Origin of the sequence: Halomonas chromatireducens, assembly GCF_001545155.1 — a bacterium.
Lineage (GTDB): Bacteria > Pseudomonadota > Gammaproteobacteria > Pseudomonadales > Halomonadaceae > Halomonas > Halomonas chromatireducens.
Genome location: NZ_CP014226.1, coordinates 3,194,772 through 3,211,440, shown reverse-complemented (window position 1 = coordinate 3,211,440; position 16,669 = coordinate 3,194,772). Strand labels below are relative to the sequence as shown.

16 protein-coding genes and 1 pseudogene are annotated in these 16,669 nt (G+C 63.8%); 12 read left to right on the top strand and 5 right to left on the bottom strand.

Features of this window, described 5'->3' with window-relative positions; genetic code table 11:
* Nucleotides 1–79: 79 nt before the first annotated feature.
* On the top strand, nucleotides 80–946 hold the full coding sequence (rpoH, locus tag LOKO_RS14825) for an RNA polymerase sigma factor RpoH (protein ID WP_066452385.1): 867 nt from the start codon (nucleotides 80–82) through the stop codon (nucleotides 944–946).
* Nucleotides 947–1,048: 102 nt separating this feature from the next.
* On the opposite strand, the gene slmA is transcribed toward rpoH, so the two are convergent.
* The 5 genes from slmA to coaBC all read right to left on the bottom strand — a co-directional run bounded on the left by slmA (nucleotide 1,049) and on the right by coaBC (nucleotide 5,998).
* Nucleotides 1,049–1,660: a nucleoid occlusion factor SlmA gene (slmA, locus tag LOKO_RS14820; RefSeq protein WP_066451066.1), complete on the bottom strand. Its 612-nt coding sequence runs from the start codon at nucleotides 1,658–1,660 to the stop codon at nucleotides 1,049–1,051.
* A 76-nt stretch (nucleotides 1,661–1,736) separates the two neighbouring features.
* On the bottom strand, nucleotides 1,737–2,657 hold the full coding sequence (argB, locus tag LOKO_RS14815; protein ID WP_066451063.1) for an acetylglutamate kinase: 921 nt from the start codon (nucleotides 2,655–2,657) through the stop codon (nucleotides 1,737–1,739).
* A gap of 31 nt (nucleotides 2,658–2,688) precedes the next feature.
* The gene (locus LOKO_RS14810; protein WP_144439676.1) at nucleotides 2,689–4,074 is read right to left on the bottom strand and encodes a phosphomannomutase/phosphoglucomutase; all 1,386 of its coding nucleotides are present in this window, start codon (nucleotides 4,072–4,074) and stop codon (nucleotides 2,689–2,691) included.
* A gap of 111 nt (nucleotides 4,075–4,185) precedes the next feature.
* Complete coding sequence (gene dut, locus LOKO_RS14805; RefSeq protein ID WP_066451058.1) at nucleotides 4,186–4,680, bottom strand: dUTP diphosphatase; 495 nt, start codon at nucleotides 4,678–4,680, stop codon at nucleotides 4,186–4,188.
* A 46-nt stretch (nucleotides 4,681–4,726) separates the two neighbouring features.
* Complete coding sequence (gene coaBC, locus LOKO_RS14800; RefSeq protein WP_066451054.1) at nucleotides 4,727–5,998, bottom strand: bifunctional phosphopantothenoylcysteine decarboxylase/phosphopantothenate--cysteine ligase CoaBC; 1,272 nt, start codon at nucleotides 5,996–5,998, stop codon at nucleotides 4,727–4,729.
* A 127-nt stretch (nucleotides 5,999–6,125) separates the two neighbouring features.
* Here coaBC and radC point away from each other — a divergent pair, with 127 nt between their 5' ends.
* The 11 genes and pseudogenes from radC (at nucleotide 6,126) to LOKO_RS14740 (ending at nucleotide 16,663) form a co-directional block, all read left to right on the top strand.
* Complete coding sequence (gene radC, locus LOKO_RS14795) at nucleotides 6,126–6,800, top strand: RadC family protein (protein WP_066451051.1); 675 nt, start codon at nucleotides 6,126–6,128, stop codon at nucleotides 6,798–6,800.
* Nucleotides 6,801–7,437: 637 nt separating this feature from the next.
* Entirely contained in the window at nucleotides 7,438–7,674 is a 237-nt protein-coding gene (gene rpmB, locus LOKO_RS14785) for a 50S ribosomal protein L28 (protein WP_066451038.1), read from the top strand.
* Nucleotides 7,675–7,701: 27 nt separating this feature from the next.
* On the top strand, nucleotides 7,702–7,857 hold the full coding sequence (rpmG, locus tag LOKO_RS14780; protein WP_066451035.1) for a 50S ribosomal protein L33: 156 nt from the start codon (nucleotides 7,702–7,704) through the stop codon (nucleotides 7,855–7,857).
* Nucleotides 7,858–7,988: 131 nt separating this feature from the next.
* A complete protein-coding gene (gene mutM / locus LOKO_RS14775) occupies nucleotides 7,989–8,816 on the top strand; it encodes a bifunctional DNA-formamidopyrimidine glycosylase/DNA-(apurinic or apyrimidinic site) lyase (RefSeq protein ID WP_066451034.1) in 828 nt (275 codons plus the stop codon).
* Nucleotides 8,817–8,909: 93 nt separating this feature from the next.
* Nucleotides 8,910–10,100 (top strand): class I SAM-dependent rRNA methyltransferase, encoded by a 1,191-nt coding sequence (locus LOKO_RS14770; RefSeq protein WP_066452384.1) that lies wholly within the window; start codon nucleotides 8,910–8,912, stop codon nucleotides 10,098–10,100.
* A 1-nt stretch (nucleotide 10,101) separates the two neighbouring features.
* Nucleotides 10,102–10,416, top strand: coding sequence for a putative signal transducing protein (locus LOKO_RS14765; RefSeq protein ID WP_066451032.1), 315 nt, complete (start codon nucleotides 10,102–10,104; stop codon nucleotides 10,414–10,416).
* Nucleotides 10,417–10,425: 9 nt separating this feature from the next.
* A complete protein-coding gene (locus LOKO_RS14760; RefSeq protein ID WP_066452383.1) occupies nucleotides 10,426–10,860 on the top strand; it encodes an acyl-CoA thioesterase in 435 nt (144 codons plus the stop codon).
* A gap of 171 nt (nucleotides 10,861–11,031) precedes the next feature.
* The gene (gene ald, locus LOKO_RS14755; RefSeq protein WP_066451031.1) at nucleotides 11,032–12,147 is read left to right on the top strand and encodes an alanine dehydrogenase; all 1,116 of its coding nucleotides are present in this window, start codon (nucleotides 11,032–11,034) and stop codon (nucleotides 12,145–12,147) included.
* 327 nt (nucleotides 12,148–12,474) lie between these two features.
* Nucleotides 12,475–13,500, top strand: a complete 1,026-nt coding sequence (locus LOKO_RS14750) for a tryptophan--tRNA ligase (protein ID WP_066451028.1) — start codon at nucleotides 12,475–12,477, stop codon at nucleotides 13,498–13,500.
* A gap of 182 nt (nucleotides 13,501–13,682) precedes the next feature.
* Nucleotides 13,683–14,887: pseudogene (locus LOKO_RS14745) on the top strand (YeeE/YedE family protein).
* A gap of 96 nt (nucleotides 14,888–14,983) precedes the next feature.
* Nucleotides 14,984–16,663, top strand: coding sequence for an NAD-dependent malic enzyme (locus LOKO_RS14740; RefSeq protein ID WP_066451026.1), 1,680 nt, complete (start codon nucleotides 14,984–14,986; stop codon nucleotides 16,661–16,663).
* The last annotated feature ends 6 nt before the right edge of the window (nucleotides 16,664–16,669 follow it).

Below are 16,669 nucleotides of genomic sequence, written 5' to 3'. Positions count from 1 at the left end.
GAACATTCTGTGGTCGTGGCCGTCAAATATGGCGGTCACGAACAGTACGCACCAGGGTTTCGAGGGAGACAACCTGCATATGAGCACCAGTCTTCTACCGGTGGGACAGTTATCACCGGGCCATGACCTAAACGGGTATATTCAGGCGGTAAACGGCATCCCGATGCTGACTGCGGACGAGGAGCGCGAGCTCGCCTATCGCCTTTATGATGAGGGCGATCTGGAAGCGGCGCGCCGGCTGGTGTTGTCGCATCTGCGCTTCGTCGTGCATATCGCGCGCAGCTACTCCGGCTATGGCTTGCCCCAGGCCGATCTTATCCAGGAAGGCAATGTCGGCCTGATGAAGGCGGTGAAGCGCTTCGACCCGAACCAGGGTGTACGCCTGGTCTCCTTTGCAGTGCATTGGATCAAGGCGGAAATCCACGAGTTCGTTCTGCGCAACTGGCGGATCGTCAAGATCGCCACCACCAAGGCCCAGCGCAAGCTGTTCTTCAACCTGCGCAGCGCCAAGAAACGCCTGGCCTGGCTGAGCAATGATGAAGTCAATGCCATCGCCCAGGACCTGGACGTCAAGCCTGAAGTGGTGCGCGAGATGGAAGGCCGTCTCTCGGCTCACGATGCCGGCTTCGATGCCTCGCCCAGCGATGATGAAGAGTCAACCTACCAGTCGCCGGCACACTATCTCGACGATGCCGGCTCCGATCCGGCCACCCTGCTCGAGGACAGCGACTGGGAAGACGATGCCAGTCGCCGGCTGCAGTTCGCCCTCGAGGCGCTGGACGAGCGCTCCCGCGACATCCTGCAGCGCCGCTGGCTGGCCGAGAGCAAGGCCACCCTGCACGAGCTGGCCGACGTCTACGGCATTTCGGCCGAACGTATTCGCCAGCTCGAGAAGAACGCCATGAAGAAGATCCGCCAGCAGCTGGGTGATACGCTGGCCGCTTGAGCCGCATCGCTCCCGCTCGCATGGACATCGAAGCCCCGGTCACTGACCGGGGCTTTGTACATAGGGGCTACGTGAATAGGGATTACGGACGGGGGCGTGGAGTCAGGCGCTCTGCCGGGCCTGGCGCATCAGCTGCGCCGAGAGCAGGGCCCACTGGTCCTCCCAGTGTTCGGTGGGAAGGCGCCGGAAGTCGCTGCGAACATACTGGGAGATGCGCCCCTCTACCTGGGCCATCAGCAGGTTGGCTGTCGCCGACACCGGCAGGGTGGGGCGGAAGCCTTCCCGCAGCTCGGCTTCTCGCAGCACCTGCTTGAGCTGGGTCTCCAGGCGCTCGAAGAGCTGATGGATACGCAGGCGCAGCCGGGCAGTCTCGCCGGTCAGGACATCGCCGCCGAGCAGGCGTGACAGGCCTGGATTCTTCTCGGTGAAGGCGAGCAGCAGGGTGAGGATCTGCCCGCAACGCGGCACGGCGTCGGGGACTTCCTCGAGAATGCGGGTAATACGTTCGAACAGCGTCTCTTCGATAAAGGCGATGAGCCCCTCGAACATACGCGCCTTGCTAGGAAAGTGGCGGTAGAGCGCCGCCTCGGACACGCCCACCTGGCGTGCCAGCGCCGCAATGGTGATGCGCTTGCCGCTGTCTTCCTCCAGCATCAGCGCGAGCGCCTGCAGAATCTGCTCGCGGCGGCTGGGTGGGGGAGTTGCCTGCGTCATGTTGGTATCTTTTTTTGGTTGTATTGCGGTACTGAAGGTGTGTCCGCCACGGCACGGTGCCGCGCGGACATCGCGTTCAGCCGGCGTCGTTGCCGTGGCGTTCGGCATCGGTGATCAGGGTGCCGACACCGGCGTTGGTGAATATCTCCAGCAGGGTGGCATGGGGGACGCGGCCGTCGATGATATGGGCGCTCGCCACGCCCCCCTTGACCGCATCCAGGGCGCAGCGAATCTTGGGCAACATGCCGCCATGTATGGTGCCGTCGGCGATCAGCGCGTCCACCTGGACGGTGGTCAGCCCGGTGAGCACTTCGCCCTCTGCATTCATCAGTCCGGCGACATTGGTCAGCAGCATCAGCTTCTCGGCGCCCAGTGCCTCGGCGACCTTGCCGGCCACCAGGTCGGCGTTGATGTTGTAGCTGTTGCCCTTGGCGTCGACCCCGATGGGGGCGATCACCGGAATGAAGTCGCGTTCGGCGAGCATCTCGATCAGGTCGGTGGAGATATGCTCGACCTCACCGACATGGCCGATATCGATGATTTCGGGAGCGGTCATCTCGGGGGTCTGGTGTTCCACCTTGAGCTTGCGCGCCCGGATCTGTGAGCCATCCTTGCCGGTCAGGCCGATCGCCTTGCCGCCGGCCTGGTTGATCAGGTTGACGATGCCCTTGTTGACCAGGCCGCCAAGGACCATTTCCACCACATCCATGGTCTCGGCGTCGGTGACCCGCATGCCGTTGACGAAGCGTGACTCGATCTTCAGCTTGGTCAGCAGGTCGCCGATCTGCGGGCCGCCACCGTGGACCACCACCGGATTGATCCCGACCTCTTTCATCAACACCATGTTGCGGGCGAAGGAGTCGATCAGGGTGTCCTCGGTCATGGCGTTACCGCCGTACTTTACGACGACGGTCTTGCCGGTGAAGCGCTGGATATAGGGAAGTGCTTCGGAGAGCACTTCCACTACCAGGCGCGGATCACGCGTTGTTTCGGTCATGTTCCTTCCTTAAATGAACGGGGTGCTGCCGTCAGCTCGGCAGCGTCAGCGCCGGGTCGACCTGCTTGAGGGCGTCGGCAAACCGTGCATGAATGCGGGCCAGCGCGTCATCGCTCTTGCCTTCGAAACGCAGGACCAGGACTGGCGTGGTGTTGGAGGCACGACACAGGCCCCAGCCGTCCGCGTAGTCGACTCGAATGCCGTCCAGGGTGGTCTTGACGCCATCGTCACCGAAGTCACCTTCGCGAGCCAGCTTCTCGACCAGCTCGAACTTGGTCTCGTCGGTGACGTGAACGTTGATTTCCGGCGTGCCGATATCCTGGGGGTAGCGTGAGAAGAAGGTGTCGGCGTCCTGATCCTGCCTGGACAGGATTTCCAGCAGCCGGGCGGCGCCGTAGATGCCGTCGTCGAAGCCGTACCAGCGCTCCTGAAAGAAGATATGACCGCTCATCTCGCCGGCCAGCAGGGCGCCGGTCTCCTTCATGCGCGCCTTGATCAGCGAATGGCCGGTGCGCCACATTTCCGGCGTGCCCCCGGCCTGCTCGATCACGCCGGCCAGGTTGCCCGTACACTTGACGTCGAAGATCACCTTCGCGCCCGGGTTGCGTGACAGCATGTCTTCGGCGAAGGCCATCATCAGGTGGTCGGGATAGATCAGCTGGCCGGTCGGCGTCACCACGCCGAGCCGGTCGCCGTCGCCATCGAAAGCCAGTCCGATATCGGCACCGCTTGCCTTCACCTCGCGGATCAGGTCCTGCAGGTTCTCGAGCTTGCCCGGGTCCGGGTGGTGGTTGGGGAAGGTGCCGTCGATTTCGGCGAACAGGGGGATGGTATCGGCACCGAGCCGTTCGATCAGCTTCGGGCCCAGCTCGCCGGCCACGCCGTTGCCGCAGTCCACCACCGCCTTGAGCGGGCGCGCGAGCGTAATGTCGCCGAGAATTCGCTCCAGATAGGCGTCGCGCAGGTCGTCCTGGCGCACGCTGCCCTGGCCCTCGCTGAGGTCCCCCGACGCGATGCGCTGGTAGAGCGCAGTGATGGCCTCACCGGAGAGGGTCTCGCCGCCCAGCACGATCTTGAAGCCGTTGTAGTCCGGCGGATTGTGGCTACCGGTGACCATGACGCCCGAGGCGGTGCCTTCCAGAACGTGGGTTGCGAAGTAGAGTACCGGTGTGGGCACCATGCCGATATCGATCACGTCACGGCCGGCGGCGGTTAGTCCGCGGGTCAGCGCCTCGCTCAGCCGGGGGCCGGAGAGGCGTCCGTCCCGTGCTACCACCACGGTGGATTCGTTGCGGGCAGCGGCTTCCGAGCCGATGGCACGACCGATCAGCTCGACGGTCTCCTCGGTGAGGGTGTCATCGACGATGCCGCGAATGTCATAGGCACGGAAGATGGAGGCCGGTACGGGGCTGTTCATGACTGGGCTCATAGCGGTTCCTTGTCAAACAGGTGTGTTTTCATGTGCCAGGTTGCGAGGACCCTGCCGGGCGGCCCGCTCCATGGGACGGCCGGCGCGGTGTTTCGACTATCAGCGACGCCCCGAGCTGCCGAAGCCGCCTTCGCCGCGCAGGCTGGCCTCGAAGCCATCGACGATCTCGAGTTCGGCTTGCACCACCGGGACCAGTACATACTGGGCCAGACGCTCGAAAGGCTCCAGTACGAAGGTAGTGGTGCCGCGGTTCCAGGTCGAGATCATCAGTTCGCCCTGGTAGTCGGAGTCGATCAACCCCACCAGGTTACCGAGTACGATGCCATGCTTGTGACCCAGCCCGGAGCGGGGCAGGATCATGCCGGCAAGATTGGGGTCGCCGATGTGAATGGCGAGACCGGTACGTACCAGTTCGCACTGGCCGGGTTCGAGGGTCAGCGGCGCATCGAGCAGCGCACGCAGGTCCATGCCCGCGGAGCCCAGCGTGGCGTAGCGGGGCATGTAGTCGTGCAGGCGCTCGTCGAGTAACTTGACCGCAAGCCTGGGCCTGTCGGTCGGTGGGGTGACGGGCGGTATAGGCTGAGTCTCGGGCATGGTGGTTCCGTTGTGTGCGGCTACATTCAGTTTGCGTTTGTCGCGTTCAGTGCGTCGGGCCGTCGGGCAGGCAGCTCAGGGCTCGCCTCAGAATAGCGTCGGCCAGCCGTGTCTTGGTCTGAGCCGGCAGGCTTTCGCTGCTTTCTCCTTCGCCATCACGCCACAGCAGCAGGGCGGCATTGTCATCGGCACCGAAGCCGAGACCTTCGGCAGAAACATCATTGGCGACGATCATGTCCAGCTGTTTGCGCGTCAGCTTGTCCCGGGCGTAGGCCTCCAGGTCGCGGGTCTCGGCGGCGAAACCCACCACCAAGGGGCGGTGGCTGGCCGGTTCGCGCTTGAGGGCGACATCGGCAATGATATCCGGATTCTTGATCAGCTTCAGCGTCAGGCCATCCTCGCCTTCCTGCTTCTTGATCTTGTGCTCAGCGACTCCGTCGACGCGATAGTCGGCCACCGCCGCACAGCCAATGAAAATATCGCACCCGGCGATCAGCCGGAGGCAAGCCTCATGCATCTCCCGCGCCGTCTCCACGTCGATACGCTCGACCCCCTCGGGGGTCGTCTGGGTCACCGGGCCGCTCACCAGGGTGACCCGGGCGCCCAGTCGAGCGGCGGAAGCGGCCAGGGCATAGCCCATCTTGCCGGAACTGTGGTTGGAGAGGTAGCGCACGGGGTCCAGCGGCTCCCGGGTGGGGCCGGCGGTGATCACGATATGCAGCCCCCGCGCCGGCAGCTCCTGCGGCGGCGTCTCGGCGGGCTGAGCGAGGAGTTCTGCAACGATGGCTTCGGGCTCCAGCATGCGCCCCGGCCCCACGTCGCCGCAGGCCTGGTCACCGCTGTCGGGCCCCAGCAGGCGCCAGCCATCCTGCTGCAGGCGCTCGGCGTTGCGCTGGGTGGCCACGTGGCGCCACATGGCCTGGTTCATGGCCGGTGCCATGACCTTCGCGGCCTCGCTGGCCAGGCACAGGGTCGTGAGCAGGTCGTCCGCCATGCCCGTGGCCAGGCGCGCCATCAGGTCGGCGGTGCCGGGGGCGATGAGCACCACATCCGCCCAGCGAGCGAGCTCGATATGGCCCATACCGGCCTCGGCCTCGGGGTCGAGCAGAGAGGTGCGCACCGGCTCTCCCGTCAGCGCCTGCAGCGTCAACGGGGTGATGAAGGCCTGGGCGCCCTCGGTCATGACTACGCGCACCTCGCAGCCCGCCTGCTTGAGTAGACGGGCGAGCTGAGCGCTCTTGTAGGCGGCAATGCCGGCGCTGATACCGAGAAGGACGCGCCGACCAGCCAGCCCGTTGCCTGAAGGAAGCGTTGACATGGCTGATTCCTGAACTGAAATCCGACCGCTTACCATACCATCGTGAGGGGCTTGGCGCAGCCGCGGTAATCTTTTGTGTTGCGTCTATAATGCCTTGTTAACAAGGATGCATGAGGAGAGGGCAGGGATGTCGATTCGTGATTGGCCCGAGGGCGAGCGCCCGCGGGAGAAGCTGCTGGCGCTGGGTGCCGAGGCACTGTCGGATGCCGAACTGCTGGCAATCTTCCTGCGGGTGGGGGTGGCCGGACGCTCTGCCGTCGACCTGGCCCGCGACCTGCTGCTGGCGTTTGGCGGGCTGCGCCAATTGCTGGAGGCCGACCAGTCGCGTTTCTGCGCCGAGCGGGGGCTGGGCACGGCAAAGTTCGTCCAGCTGCAGGCGACCCTGGAGCTCTCCAAGCGCCATTTGGCCAGCCAGCTTGCCCGTGGCGATGCCCTGACCTCGCCGAGCCTGGTGCGGGCCTATCTGGCCGCACAGCTGCGTCACCTGGGGCACGAGGAGTTCGCCGCGCTGTTTCTCGATACCCAGCATCGGGTCATCCAGTTCGAGTCGCTGTTTCGCGGCACCCTCGACAGCGCATCGGTCTATCCCCGTGAAGTGGCACGACGCGCCCTCGAGCTCGGTGCCGGTGCCATCATCTTTGCCCATAATCACCCCTCCGGCGTGGCCGAGCCCTCTGATGCCGACCGGCGTATCACCCACCGGCTGTGCGAGGCGCTGGGGTTGTTCGAGATCCGGGTGCTGGATCACTTCGTCGTGGGCGACGGTGAGGTGGTGTCCTTCGCAGAAAGGGGTTGGCTTTAACTCTTCCTGATTACGCATAAGACTCAGCAGGCGCCTGGTGGAGGCCGACGCGTTGGCGGTGATCGTTGGCGTCGGCAACACCGCCGGGAGGCTTGTGCCTCCAGTCGTGAGCTGAAGCTACTCCTACAGCGGCGTGGCAACGTTGGTGGAGAAAGCCGCTGTTGGAGCGCTGGTCCCCATCGCGACTGGCGCCGCCAGGCGCCTCGGCGGAGGCCTCAGCGCTGGCGATGGCCGCCAACCTCGGCAACATTGCCGGGAGGCCTGCGGCCTCCAGTCGTGAGCTGAAGCTTCCTCCTACAGCGGCGTGGCAACGTTGGTGGAGAAAGTCGCTAAGGGAGGACGATTTATAACGTCTTGACCATCCGAGCTCTTTCAGTGTGGTTCAAGATTGGCCCGATGGCTGATCGAGGCGGGTAACTCGTTGTCGCCGGCAAAGCCCTAGGGCATGAAAGCTTGCGGGAGTAGGGGGCAAAGAGTGTAGAATACGCGGCTGCTATTGCCTGACGGGGTGTACTCTGCTATAAAGTGCAGCCTTTGAATTCCCTTGGGTCAAATGACAACGGGCTCGTTCCCGGTTTGCCCGACAGGTTTTGAACACTCAGGTTGAAATCACCTGGCCAAGCGGTTGGAGGCTCCCATGTCCAAAGTATGTCAGGTTACCGGCAAGCGCCCGGTGACTGGTAACAACGTTTCACACTCCCAGCGCAAGACCCGTCGTCGCTTCTTGCCGAACCTGCACTCCCACCGCTTCTGGGTGGAGTCAGAGAATCGCTTCGTGAAGCTGCGCGTCTCTTCCAAGGGTATGCGTATCATCGACAAGAAAGGTATCGACGCTGTGCTCGTCGATCTGCGCAAGCGCGGCGAAGCCGTCTAAGCGATACAGTCCAGGGAGAGAGCAGTCATGCGTGACAAGATCAGAATGGTGTCCAGTGCCGGTACCGGTCACTTCTACACCACCGACAAGAACAAGCGGAACACTCCGGACAAGCTGGAAATGAAGAAATTCGATCCGGTGATCCGCCAGCACGTGATGTACAAGGAAGCCAAGATCAAGTAAGCCTTGGTCGTTTTCCGCAGGTGTTCAAACCTGTTTTCTGAACCCGGCCTATGCCGGGTTCAGGCGTTTGTGAAAACACCACTGATGGGCGGCGTAGGGCAGTCCATCGACCGAGTTGAGCGAGCGACCCCATGCCCGAGCTTCCCGAAGTCGAGACAACCCGCCGCGGCATCGCCCCTCACGTGGAGGGCCGCGAGATCGTGGAGGTCATCGTGCGCCAAGGGCGCCTGCGCGTGCCTGTGCCCGAAGACTTCATCGATCGCCTGGTAGGCTCGCGCATCGGCAATCTGACGCGGCGCGCCAAGTACCTGCTGCTGCCGATTGAGTCCGGCCAGCCGGCCGGCAGTCTGATCTGGCACCTGGGCATGTCGGGCAGCCTGCGCATTGCAAGGCTGGGCGAACTGCCAAAGAAGCATGACCACATCGACCTGGTGTTCGACGATGGCGGGCTGTTGCGCTACCACGATCCCCGCCGCTTCGGTTTCGTCGACTGGCTGGCCGGTGGGGTAGAGCAGGACCCGCGCCTGGCACGCCTGGGTCCCGAGCCACTCTCCGGCGCTTTCGACGGGGAACGGCTATATCGCCTCTCCCGCGGCCGGCGCATGGCGGTGAAGCCGTTCCTGATGGACAACGCGGTGGTCGTGGGCGTGGGTAACATCTACGCGGCTGAAGCGCTCTTCCTGGCCGGTATCGACCCGCGCCGTTCCGCCGGGCGGATTTCCCTCGAGCGCTATGAGTGGCTGGCGGCGGCGGTTCGGGAGGTGCTTGCGGCCGCCATTACGCAAGGCGGGACTACCCTGCGTGACTTCGTCAGCGGTACCGGCGAACCCGGCTATTTCAAGCAGCGGCTCAACGTCTATGGTCGTCATGGGCAGGCTTGCCGGCGCTGTGGCGGCGAACTGCGACTGGTGACCCTGGGGCAGCGTGCCAGCGTTTTCTGTATCGAGTGCCAGCACTGATCGACGGTTGCCGTCGACCGGTACCTTTTTTCTGAACTTCCGGGTGCTGCCAGGCATCGCCCGCACTTGCCGAGAAGCATCATGACGAACAACGTGACCCAGAACCTGCGCCTGAAGAAGAACGCCGATCGCCGCCTCAAGGCCGGCCACCTGTGGCTCTATTCCAACGAGATCGACATCGAGGCAACGCCGCTGAAAGGCATGGAGCCGGGCGCTCAGGTGATTGTCGAGGCGGCCAACGGCAAGGCGATGGGCGTGGCCTACGTGAACCCCAACTCGCTGATCAGCGCACGGGTCGTCTCTCGCGACCCCAGCATGCGGCTTGACCGCTCGCTGCTGGTGCATCGCTTCAACCAGGCGCTGGCGCTGCGCGAGCGGCTCTACGCCAAGCCCTTCTATCGGTTGGTACACGGTGAGGGCGACCTGCTCCCCGGCCTGGTCATCGATCGCTTCGACGACGTTCTGGTGGTTCAGCTCAACACCCTTGGCATGGAGCGGCTCGGTGAGGAGGTCGTCGCTGCGCTGGACAAGGTGCTCTCGCCGCGGGTCATCGTGTTCAAGAACGACTCCTCGGGCCGTCGCCAGGAGCAGTTGGAACGCCAGGTCGAAGTGGTCAAGGGCGAGCTCTCCGGCCCGGTATTGATGGAAGAGAACGGCGTGCGCTTCAGCGTGCCGGTGCTCGACGGCCAGAAGACCGGCTGGTTCTATGACCACCGCGCCAATCGCGCCTGGCTCAATGGCCTGGTGGCCGGCAAGCGGGTGCTCGACGTATTCAGCTATGTGGGCGGCTGGGGCGTGCAGGCGGCGGCGAACGGGGCCAGCGAAGTGCTCTGCATCGACAGCTCCGCCCAGGCGCTGGAGCATGTCGCAGAGAACGCAGCCCTCAACGGCCTGCAGGAGCAGGTGGCGGTAGGCGAGGGTGACGCCTTCGAGGCCCTGGCGGCACTCAAGGCGGATGGCGAGCAGTTCGATGTGATCGTCCTCGATCCGCCTGCCTTCATTCGCAAGCGCAAGGATATCCCCAACGGTGAGCGCGCCTATGCCAAGCTCAATCGTGAAGCGATGCGGCTGCTGGGCCGCGATGGCCTGCTGCTGTCTGCCTCCTGCTCCATGCACCTGGCGCCGGAGCGGCTGATGGAAGTCGTGCGGGGAGCGGTGCGTCATCAAGACCGCCATGGCCAGGTGGTATTCCAGGGGCATCAGGGGTCGGATCACCCGGTGCATCCGGCGATTCCCGAAACGGCCTATCTGAAAGCCTTCGGTGTCAGGGTGTTCAGGGATTGACATGAACGCCTACGTTCGCGTCTTCGCCCACTCCAATGCGCTGCTGGTCAGCCACGTTCGCAACGTGCTGGCCGCGGCGGATATCCCGGTGGAGCTGCGCAACATGACCCTGGGCGGTGGCGCCGGCGAGCTGCCCCTGGGGGAGTGCGAACCGGAGGTCTGGGTGGCACCCCACAATCGGGCGCGTGCCGTGGCGCTGATACAGGATGCCATGGCAGAAGGCGATGATCGCGCCGACTGGACTTGCCCGGGGTGTGGTGAAACCCTTGAGGGGGTCTTCGAGTCCTGTTGGCAGTGTGGAACGGCAAGGGAGTGATGGATGAGCCTGGATTGGGATCTGCCTACCCCGTTCGTGATCGATATCGAGGTCGATGCCACCGATATCGATGAGTATGCCCACGCCAATAATACCGCCTACCTGCGCTGGGTCGAGCGGGTCAGCTGGGCGCATTCGGAATGCCTGGGCCTCGATCTGGATCGCTACCGGGCGCTGGACCGGGCCATGGCCGTGCATCGTCACGAACTCGATTACCTGGCACCGGCCTTCGAGGGTGAGCGCCTGAAACTGGCGACCTGGATCGTCGGTTGCGACGGCCGCCTGACCCTGACTCGCCGCTTTCAGCTGATACGCCCGGCCGACGGCCGTACCCTGCTGCGGGCACGGACACGCTTTGCCTGCATTGAACTCTCCACTGGCCGTCCACGGCGGCTGCCGGCCGAGTATGCGGCGACCTATGGCGATGCGCTCGTGGCCGAGTAAGTCTTCGTTGATTTCCTGATAAATGCTTTTCTGATGAGATGATTTTCTGCACAAATTCTGAGGTTTGCGAATTTTTATCGTATTGATTCGTGGATACTTCGTGTATGGACTGACTGTGCTGTAATAAAAGCCTATAGCAACAATAATGCTGTCCATGCCTCAGGAGTTTCCATGAAGATTGCCGTGCCGAAGGAAATCAAGAACCATGAATATCGCGTCGCGCTGACCCCGTCTGGGGCGCGGGAGCTGGTGGCCCGTGGCCATTCGGTTGCCGTTCAGTCCGGCGCTGGCGAAGGCGCCGGCTTTCCCGATGCCAGCTACGAGGCGGCGGGCGCCAGCCTCGAGGCAAAGGTGGACACCCTCTGGCGTGACGCGGAGCTGATCCTCAAGGTCAAGGAGCCCCAGGCGGAGGAGGTGGCGCGTCTGGCAGCTGGCCAGACGCTGTTCACCTACCTGCACCTGGCTGCCGAGGAGATGCTGACGCGGGGCTTGATGGCGAGCGGCGCTACCTGCATTGCCTACGAGACCATCACCGACCGCCAGGGTGGCCTGCCGCTGCTGGCGCCGATGAGTACCGTGGCTGGGCGTATGGCGGTTCAGGCCGGGGCGCACTGCCTGGAGAAGGCCCAGGGCGGTGCCGGCGTGCTGCTACCCGGCGTGCCCGGCGTTGCTCCCGGGAAGGTGGCGGTAATCGGTGGCGGGGTGGTGGGCGAGAACGCGGCGCGCATGGCACTGGGGCTGGGCGCCGAGGTCACGGTACTCGACAAGTCCATTGAACGCCTGGAAGTCCTTGACGACCGTTACCAGGGGCGCATGAAAACCGTATTCTCCACTGCTGATGCGCTGGACCAGGTGGTGCGGGAAAGCGATTTGATCGTGGGGGCCGTTCTGATTCCCGGTGCCGCCGCCCCCAAGCTGATCACTCGTGCAATGCTCGCCGACATGAAGCCCGGCAGCGTGCTGGTGGATGTCGCCATCGACCAGGGCGGCTGCTTCGAGACCAGCCGTGCGACGACCCACGCCGATCCGACCTATATCGTCGATGGCATCGTCCACTACTGCGTGGCCAACATGCCGGGGGCGGTGGCCCAGACATCCACGCTGGCACTGACCAACGCCACCATGCCCTTCGTCATCGCCCTGGCCGACAAGGGCTGGCAGCAGGCGCTTGCCAACGATGCGCACTTCCTGCCGGGGCTCAACGTCCACGACGGCCAGGTCACCTACCGTGCCGTGGCCGAGGCCTTTGGGCTGGAGAGCGTCGACCCCACGCGGCTAGTGAGCTAAGCGCTTAGTACCTAGACATTCCAACCTTGGTGAGCGGCGCCGGGGATAGGCCGTAGTGGAGGTCCGGTGCCATGGAAGGCCTCTTGCTCTTGTGGGGCAACAAGCCCAACTGGCTGTTTACAGCTGAGCCGCAGCCAGCGGGGCTGTTCCGGCGGCAAAGGTTGCCAATGAGGCGCTGTAAATCCTTCCCTGGACGCTACATTTGCCTTCCCTGGCAAATGACCTCATTGGCAACCTGCCCCCGGCGCCCCGCTATCCTGGCCAGTCGCCTTGTCCGCCTCCTCGCGTTACCATAGCGGGCATTTCCGCTAGCAGAGTCCGCCTTTCATGAGTGCAGCATCCCAGAAGACACGCGTTCTCACCGGCATCACCACCACCGGTACCCCCCACCTGGGCAACTATGTCGGGGCGATCAAGCCCGCCATCGCCGCGAGCCAGGATCCCACCGTCCAGTCCTACTACTTCCTCGCCGACCTGCATGCGCTGATCAAGTGCCAGGATCCCCAGCGGGTGCAGGAGTCGCGCCTGGAAATTGCCGCCACCTGGCTGGCGCTGGGCCTGGATACCGACAACGCCATCTTCTATCGTCAGTCCGACGTGCCCGAGATTCCCGAACTGACCTGGATGCTCTCCTGCGTCTGCGCCAAGGGGCTGATGAACCGTGCCCATGCCTACAAGGCGGCGGTGGCCGAAAACGAGGCGGCCGGCAACCAGGATCCGGACAAGGGCATCACCATGGGGCTGTTCGGCTATCCGGTCCTGATGGCCGCAGACATCCTGATGTTCAACGCCCACAAGGTGCCGGTGGGCCGCGATCAGATCCAGCACATCGAGATGGCCCGCGATATCGCCGGGCGTTTCAACCATCTCTACAAGGGCGACTTCTTCACCCAGCCCGAGGCAGTGGTGGACGACAACGTCGCCACGCTGAACGGACTTGACGGACGCAAGATGTCCAAGAGCTACAACAACACCATTCCGCTCTTCGTCGCCGAGAAGAAGCTGCTCAAGCTGGTGCGCAAGATCAAGACCAATTCGCTGGAGCCGGGTGAGCCCAAGGATCCGGACACCTGCACCCTGTTCCAGATCTACTCGGCCTTCGCCAGTGTCGAAGAGACGGCGGCCATGCGCGCGGAGTACCAGGCTGGTATCGGCTGGGGCGAGGCCAAGAACCGGCTGTTCGAGATGCTCAACGAGCAGTTGCGTGAGCCCCGGGAGCGTTATCTGGCGCTGATGGAGGATCCGGGGCATATCGAGCAGGTGCTGCTCAAGGGTGCAGAGCGGGCGCGCGTCGAGGCCGCGCCGTTCATGGATCGTCTGCGTCATGCCGCGGGGCTTGGCCGCTTCGTCTGACGGCCCAGGCCAACCGCATCACCATGAGGGCGCCCTACGGGGCGTCCTCGCGCTTTCAGGCTGCACTTATCCGTCGCACTGTTCCCGCGCATTCCGAGCGGCTAGGCTTAACGAGTCGCAGTATTCGCGAATAGGTATCGTTGCCTGAGCCATTCGGCTGCATCAATCGAGGGAGTCAGCTAATGAACACGACGCTGGAGACGGGCAGGCCGCTGGTCGCCTCCCAGGTGCTGGCTGTGCTGCTACTGACGGGTGCGCTGGCGATCGGTATCGCCTTCGAGGCAAGAATGGGTGTGCTGATGGTGGTGGGGGCCGCCCTGGGCGTGGCGCTCTACCATGCCGCCTTCGGCTTCACGGCCGCCTGGCGGGTCTTTATCAGCGAGCGCCGTGGCCGTGGCCTGCGTGCCCAGATGGTGATGCTGGCCATTGCCGTGCTGCTGTTCTTTCCTGCGCTGGATGCCGGCACCCTGTTCGGTCGCGAAGTGACAGGATTCGTCGCGCCCATCGGCGTTTCGGTGGTGGTGGGTGCCTTCCTGTTCGGCATCGGTATGCAGCTGGGTGGCGGCTGCGCCTCGGGCACCCTGTTCACCGCCGGCGGCGGCAATGCCCGCATGATGATCACCCTGCTGTTCTTCATAGTCGGCTCGGTGATCGGCAGCGCCCATTTCAGCTGGTGGATGGTGCTGCCGGCATTCCAGCCGACTTCCCTGGTGAATGAATTAGGCACCGGCGGCGGGATTCTGGTCAGTCTGGCCCTGTTTGCGGCTATCGCCTTGGTCACCGTCATCATGGAGAAGCGCCGTCATGGCCAGCTCGAAGAGGCGCCGAGGGTCAATGTTCTCAACCAGCGCTGGCTCGTGGGTCCCTGGCCGCTGCTGGCCGGGGCCGTAGCGCTGGCGCTGCTCAATTTCGCCACGCTGGCCTTGGCCGGGCGGCCCTGGGGTATTACCTCGGCCTTTGCACTGTGGGGTGCCAAGGGTTATGAGCTGCTGGGCGGCGACGTCAGTGGTTGGGGCTACTGGCAGGCACCCGGTAATGCCGCGGCGCTTCGCGCCAGCGTATGGAGCGACATCACCACGGTCATGAACGTGGGCATCATCCTCGGCGCCATGATGGCGGCCACCCTGGCCGGGCGCTTCGCCCCCAGCTTTCGTATTCCACTGAAATCATTGGCTGCCGCAGTGATCGGCGGGTTGATGCTTGGCTACGGGGCTCGCTTGGCCTTCGGCTGCAATATCGGCGCCTATTTCAGCGGCATTGCCTCGGGTAGCCTGCACGGTTGGTGTGGCTGGTGGCGGGCTTCGCCGGCAACATGGTGGGTGTCAGGCTGCGCCCCCTCTTCTTTTCCGGTGGGCCGAGCCAGCCGCCACGGGTAAAGGGTAGTTGAGCCGGCCCCGCACGGGGCGGAGCATGATAAAGTTGGTGGCAAGGCGCCGTTAGAGCGCCCGTAGCCCGGATTCCAGTCAACGCATCGAGATCACAGATGACCACCGAACAAAGACGCCCACTCTATATTCCCTATTCCGGCCCTTCGCTGCTCGAGATGCCGCTACTCAACAAGGGCAGTGCTTTCAACCAGGAAGAGCGGCTGGAGTTCAACCTGATCGGCCTTCTGCCGCAGAACGTGGAGTCCATCGAAGAGCAGGCCGAGCGAGCCTATCTGCAGTACCGTCAATGTCACAGCGACCTGGATCGCCATATTCACCTGAGGGCCATTCAGGACGACAACGAGACGCTTTACTACCGACTGGTCTCCGAGCATCTCGAGGAGATGCTGCCAATCATCTATACCCCTACGGTGGGACAGGCTTGTGAAGAGTTCTCCAATATCTATCGTAACCACCGGGGCCTCTTCATTGCCTACCCGGACCGGGAGCGAATGGACGACATCTTGCGCAGTGCTACCAAAGACAGGGTCAAGGTCATCGTCGTGACAGATGGCGAGCGAATTCTCGGCCTCGGTGACCAGGGCATCGGCGGCATGGGGATTCCCATCGGAAAGCTGGCGCTCCATACCGCCTGTGGTGGCATCAGTCCCGCCTATACGCTGCCGATAATGCTCGATGTGGGCACCAACAATCAGGCGCTGCTGGACGATCCCATGTACATGGGCTGGCGGCACCCGCGAATCTCCCAGGAGGAGTACGACGCCTTCGTCGATTCGTTCATCGATGCGGTGAAGCGTCGCTGGCCCAACGTTCTGCTGCAGTTCGAGGATTTCGCCCAGGCCAACGCTGTCCCGTTGCTGGAACGCTATCGTCATGAGCTGTGCTGCTTCAACGACGACGTTCAGGGCACGGCATCGGTATGCGTCGGCACCCTCATGGCTGCCTGCCAGGCGCGGGGGGAGACCATGGCGGATCAGCGTGTCGTCTTCGTTGGCGCCGGGTCGGCGGGCTGCGGCATTGCCGAACAGGTCGTGGTGGCAATGCAGACGGAAGGCCTCTCCGAGCGAGAAGCTAGAGGGCGCGTGTTCATGGTGGACCGGGAAGGCCTGGTCACCAGTGACCAGGCCTGGCTGCGCGATTTCCAACGCCGGCTGGCACACGACCCCGCCATGACCGAGGGCTGGGATGGGCAGGCGCTGGCCGAAGTGGCTCGGCAGGTGAAACCCACCGTCATGATCGGTGTCTGCGGCCAGAAGGGCATCTTTACCGAGGAGGTCGTGCGTGCCATGCATGCCGGCTGTGAACGGCCACTGATCATGCCGCTCTCCAACCCAACCTCCCGCGCCGAAGCGACACCCTGGGATGTCCTGAACTGGACCGACGGCCAGGCGCTGGTAGCCACCGGGAGCCCTTTCCAGCCGGTGGTCTACGATGGCAAGACCTACCCCATCGCCCAGTGCAACAACGCCTATATCTTTCCCGGCATCGGCCTTGGGGTCGTGGCCAGCGGGGCCAGGCGCGTCACCGATGCCATGCTGATGGCCGCCTCACGTGCATTGGCACGGGAAGCACCGCTGGTCAAGGACGGGGAGGGTGCCCTGCTGCCGGCGCTTTCGCAGATCCGCGAACTCTCCAAGGCCATCGCCTTTGACGTCGCCGCCCAGGCCCAGGGTGAAGGTGTCGCGCTCAAGACCGACGGCATCAAGCTGCGTCAGGCCATCGAGCGCAGCAGCTGGGCGCCGGAATACAGGCGTTACCGCCGCCGTTCTTTCTGAGCGGAA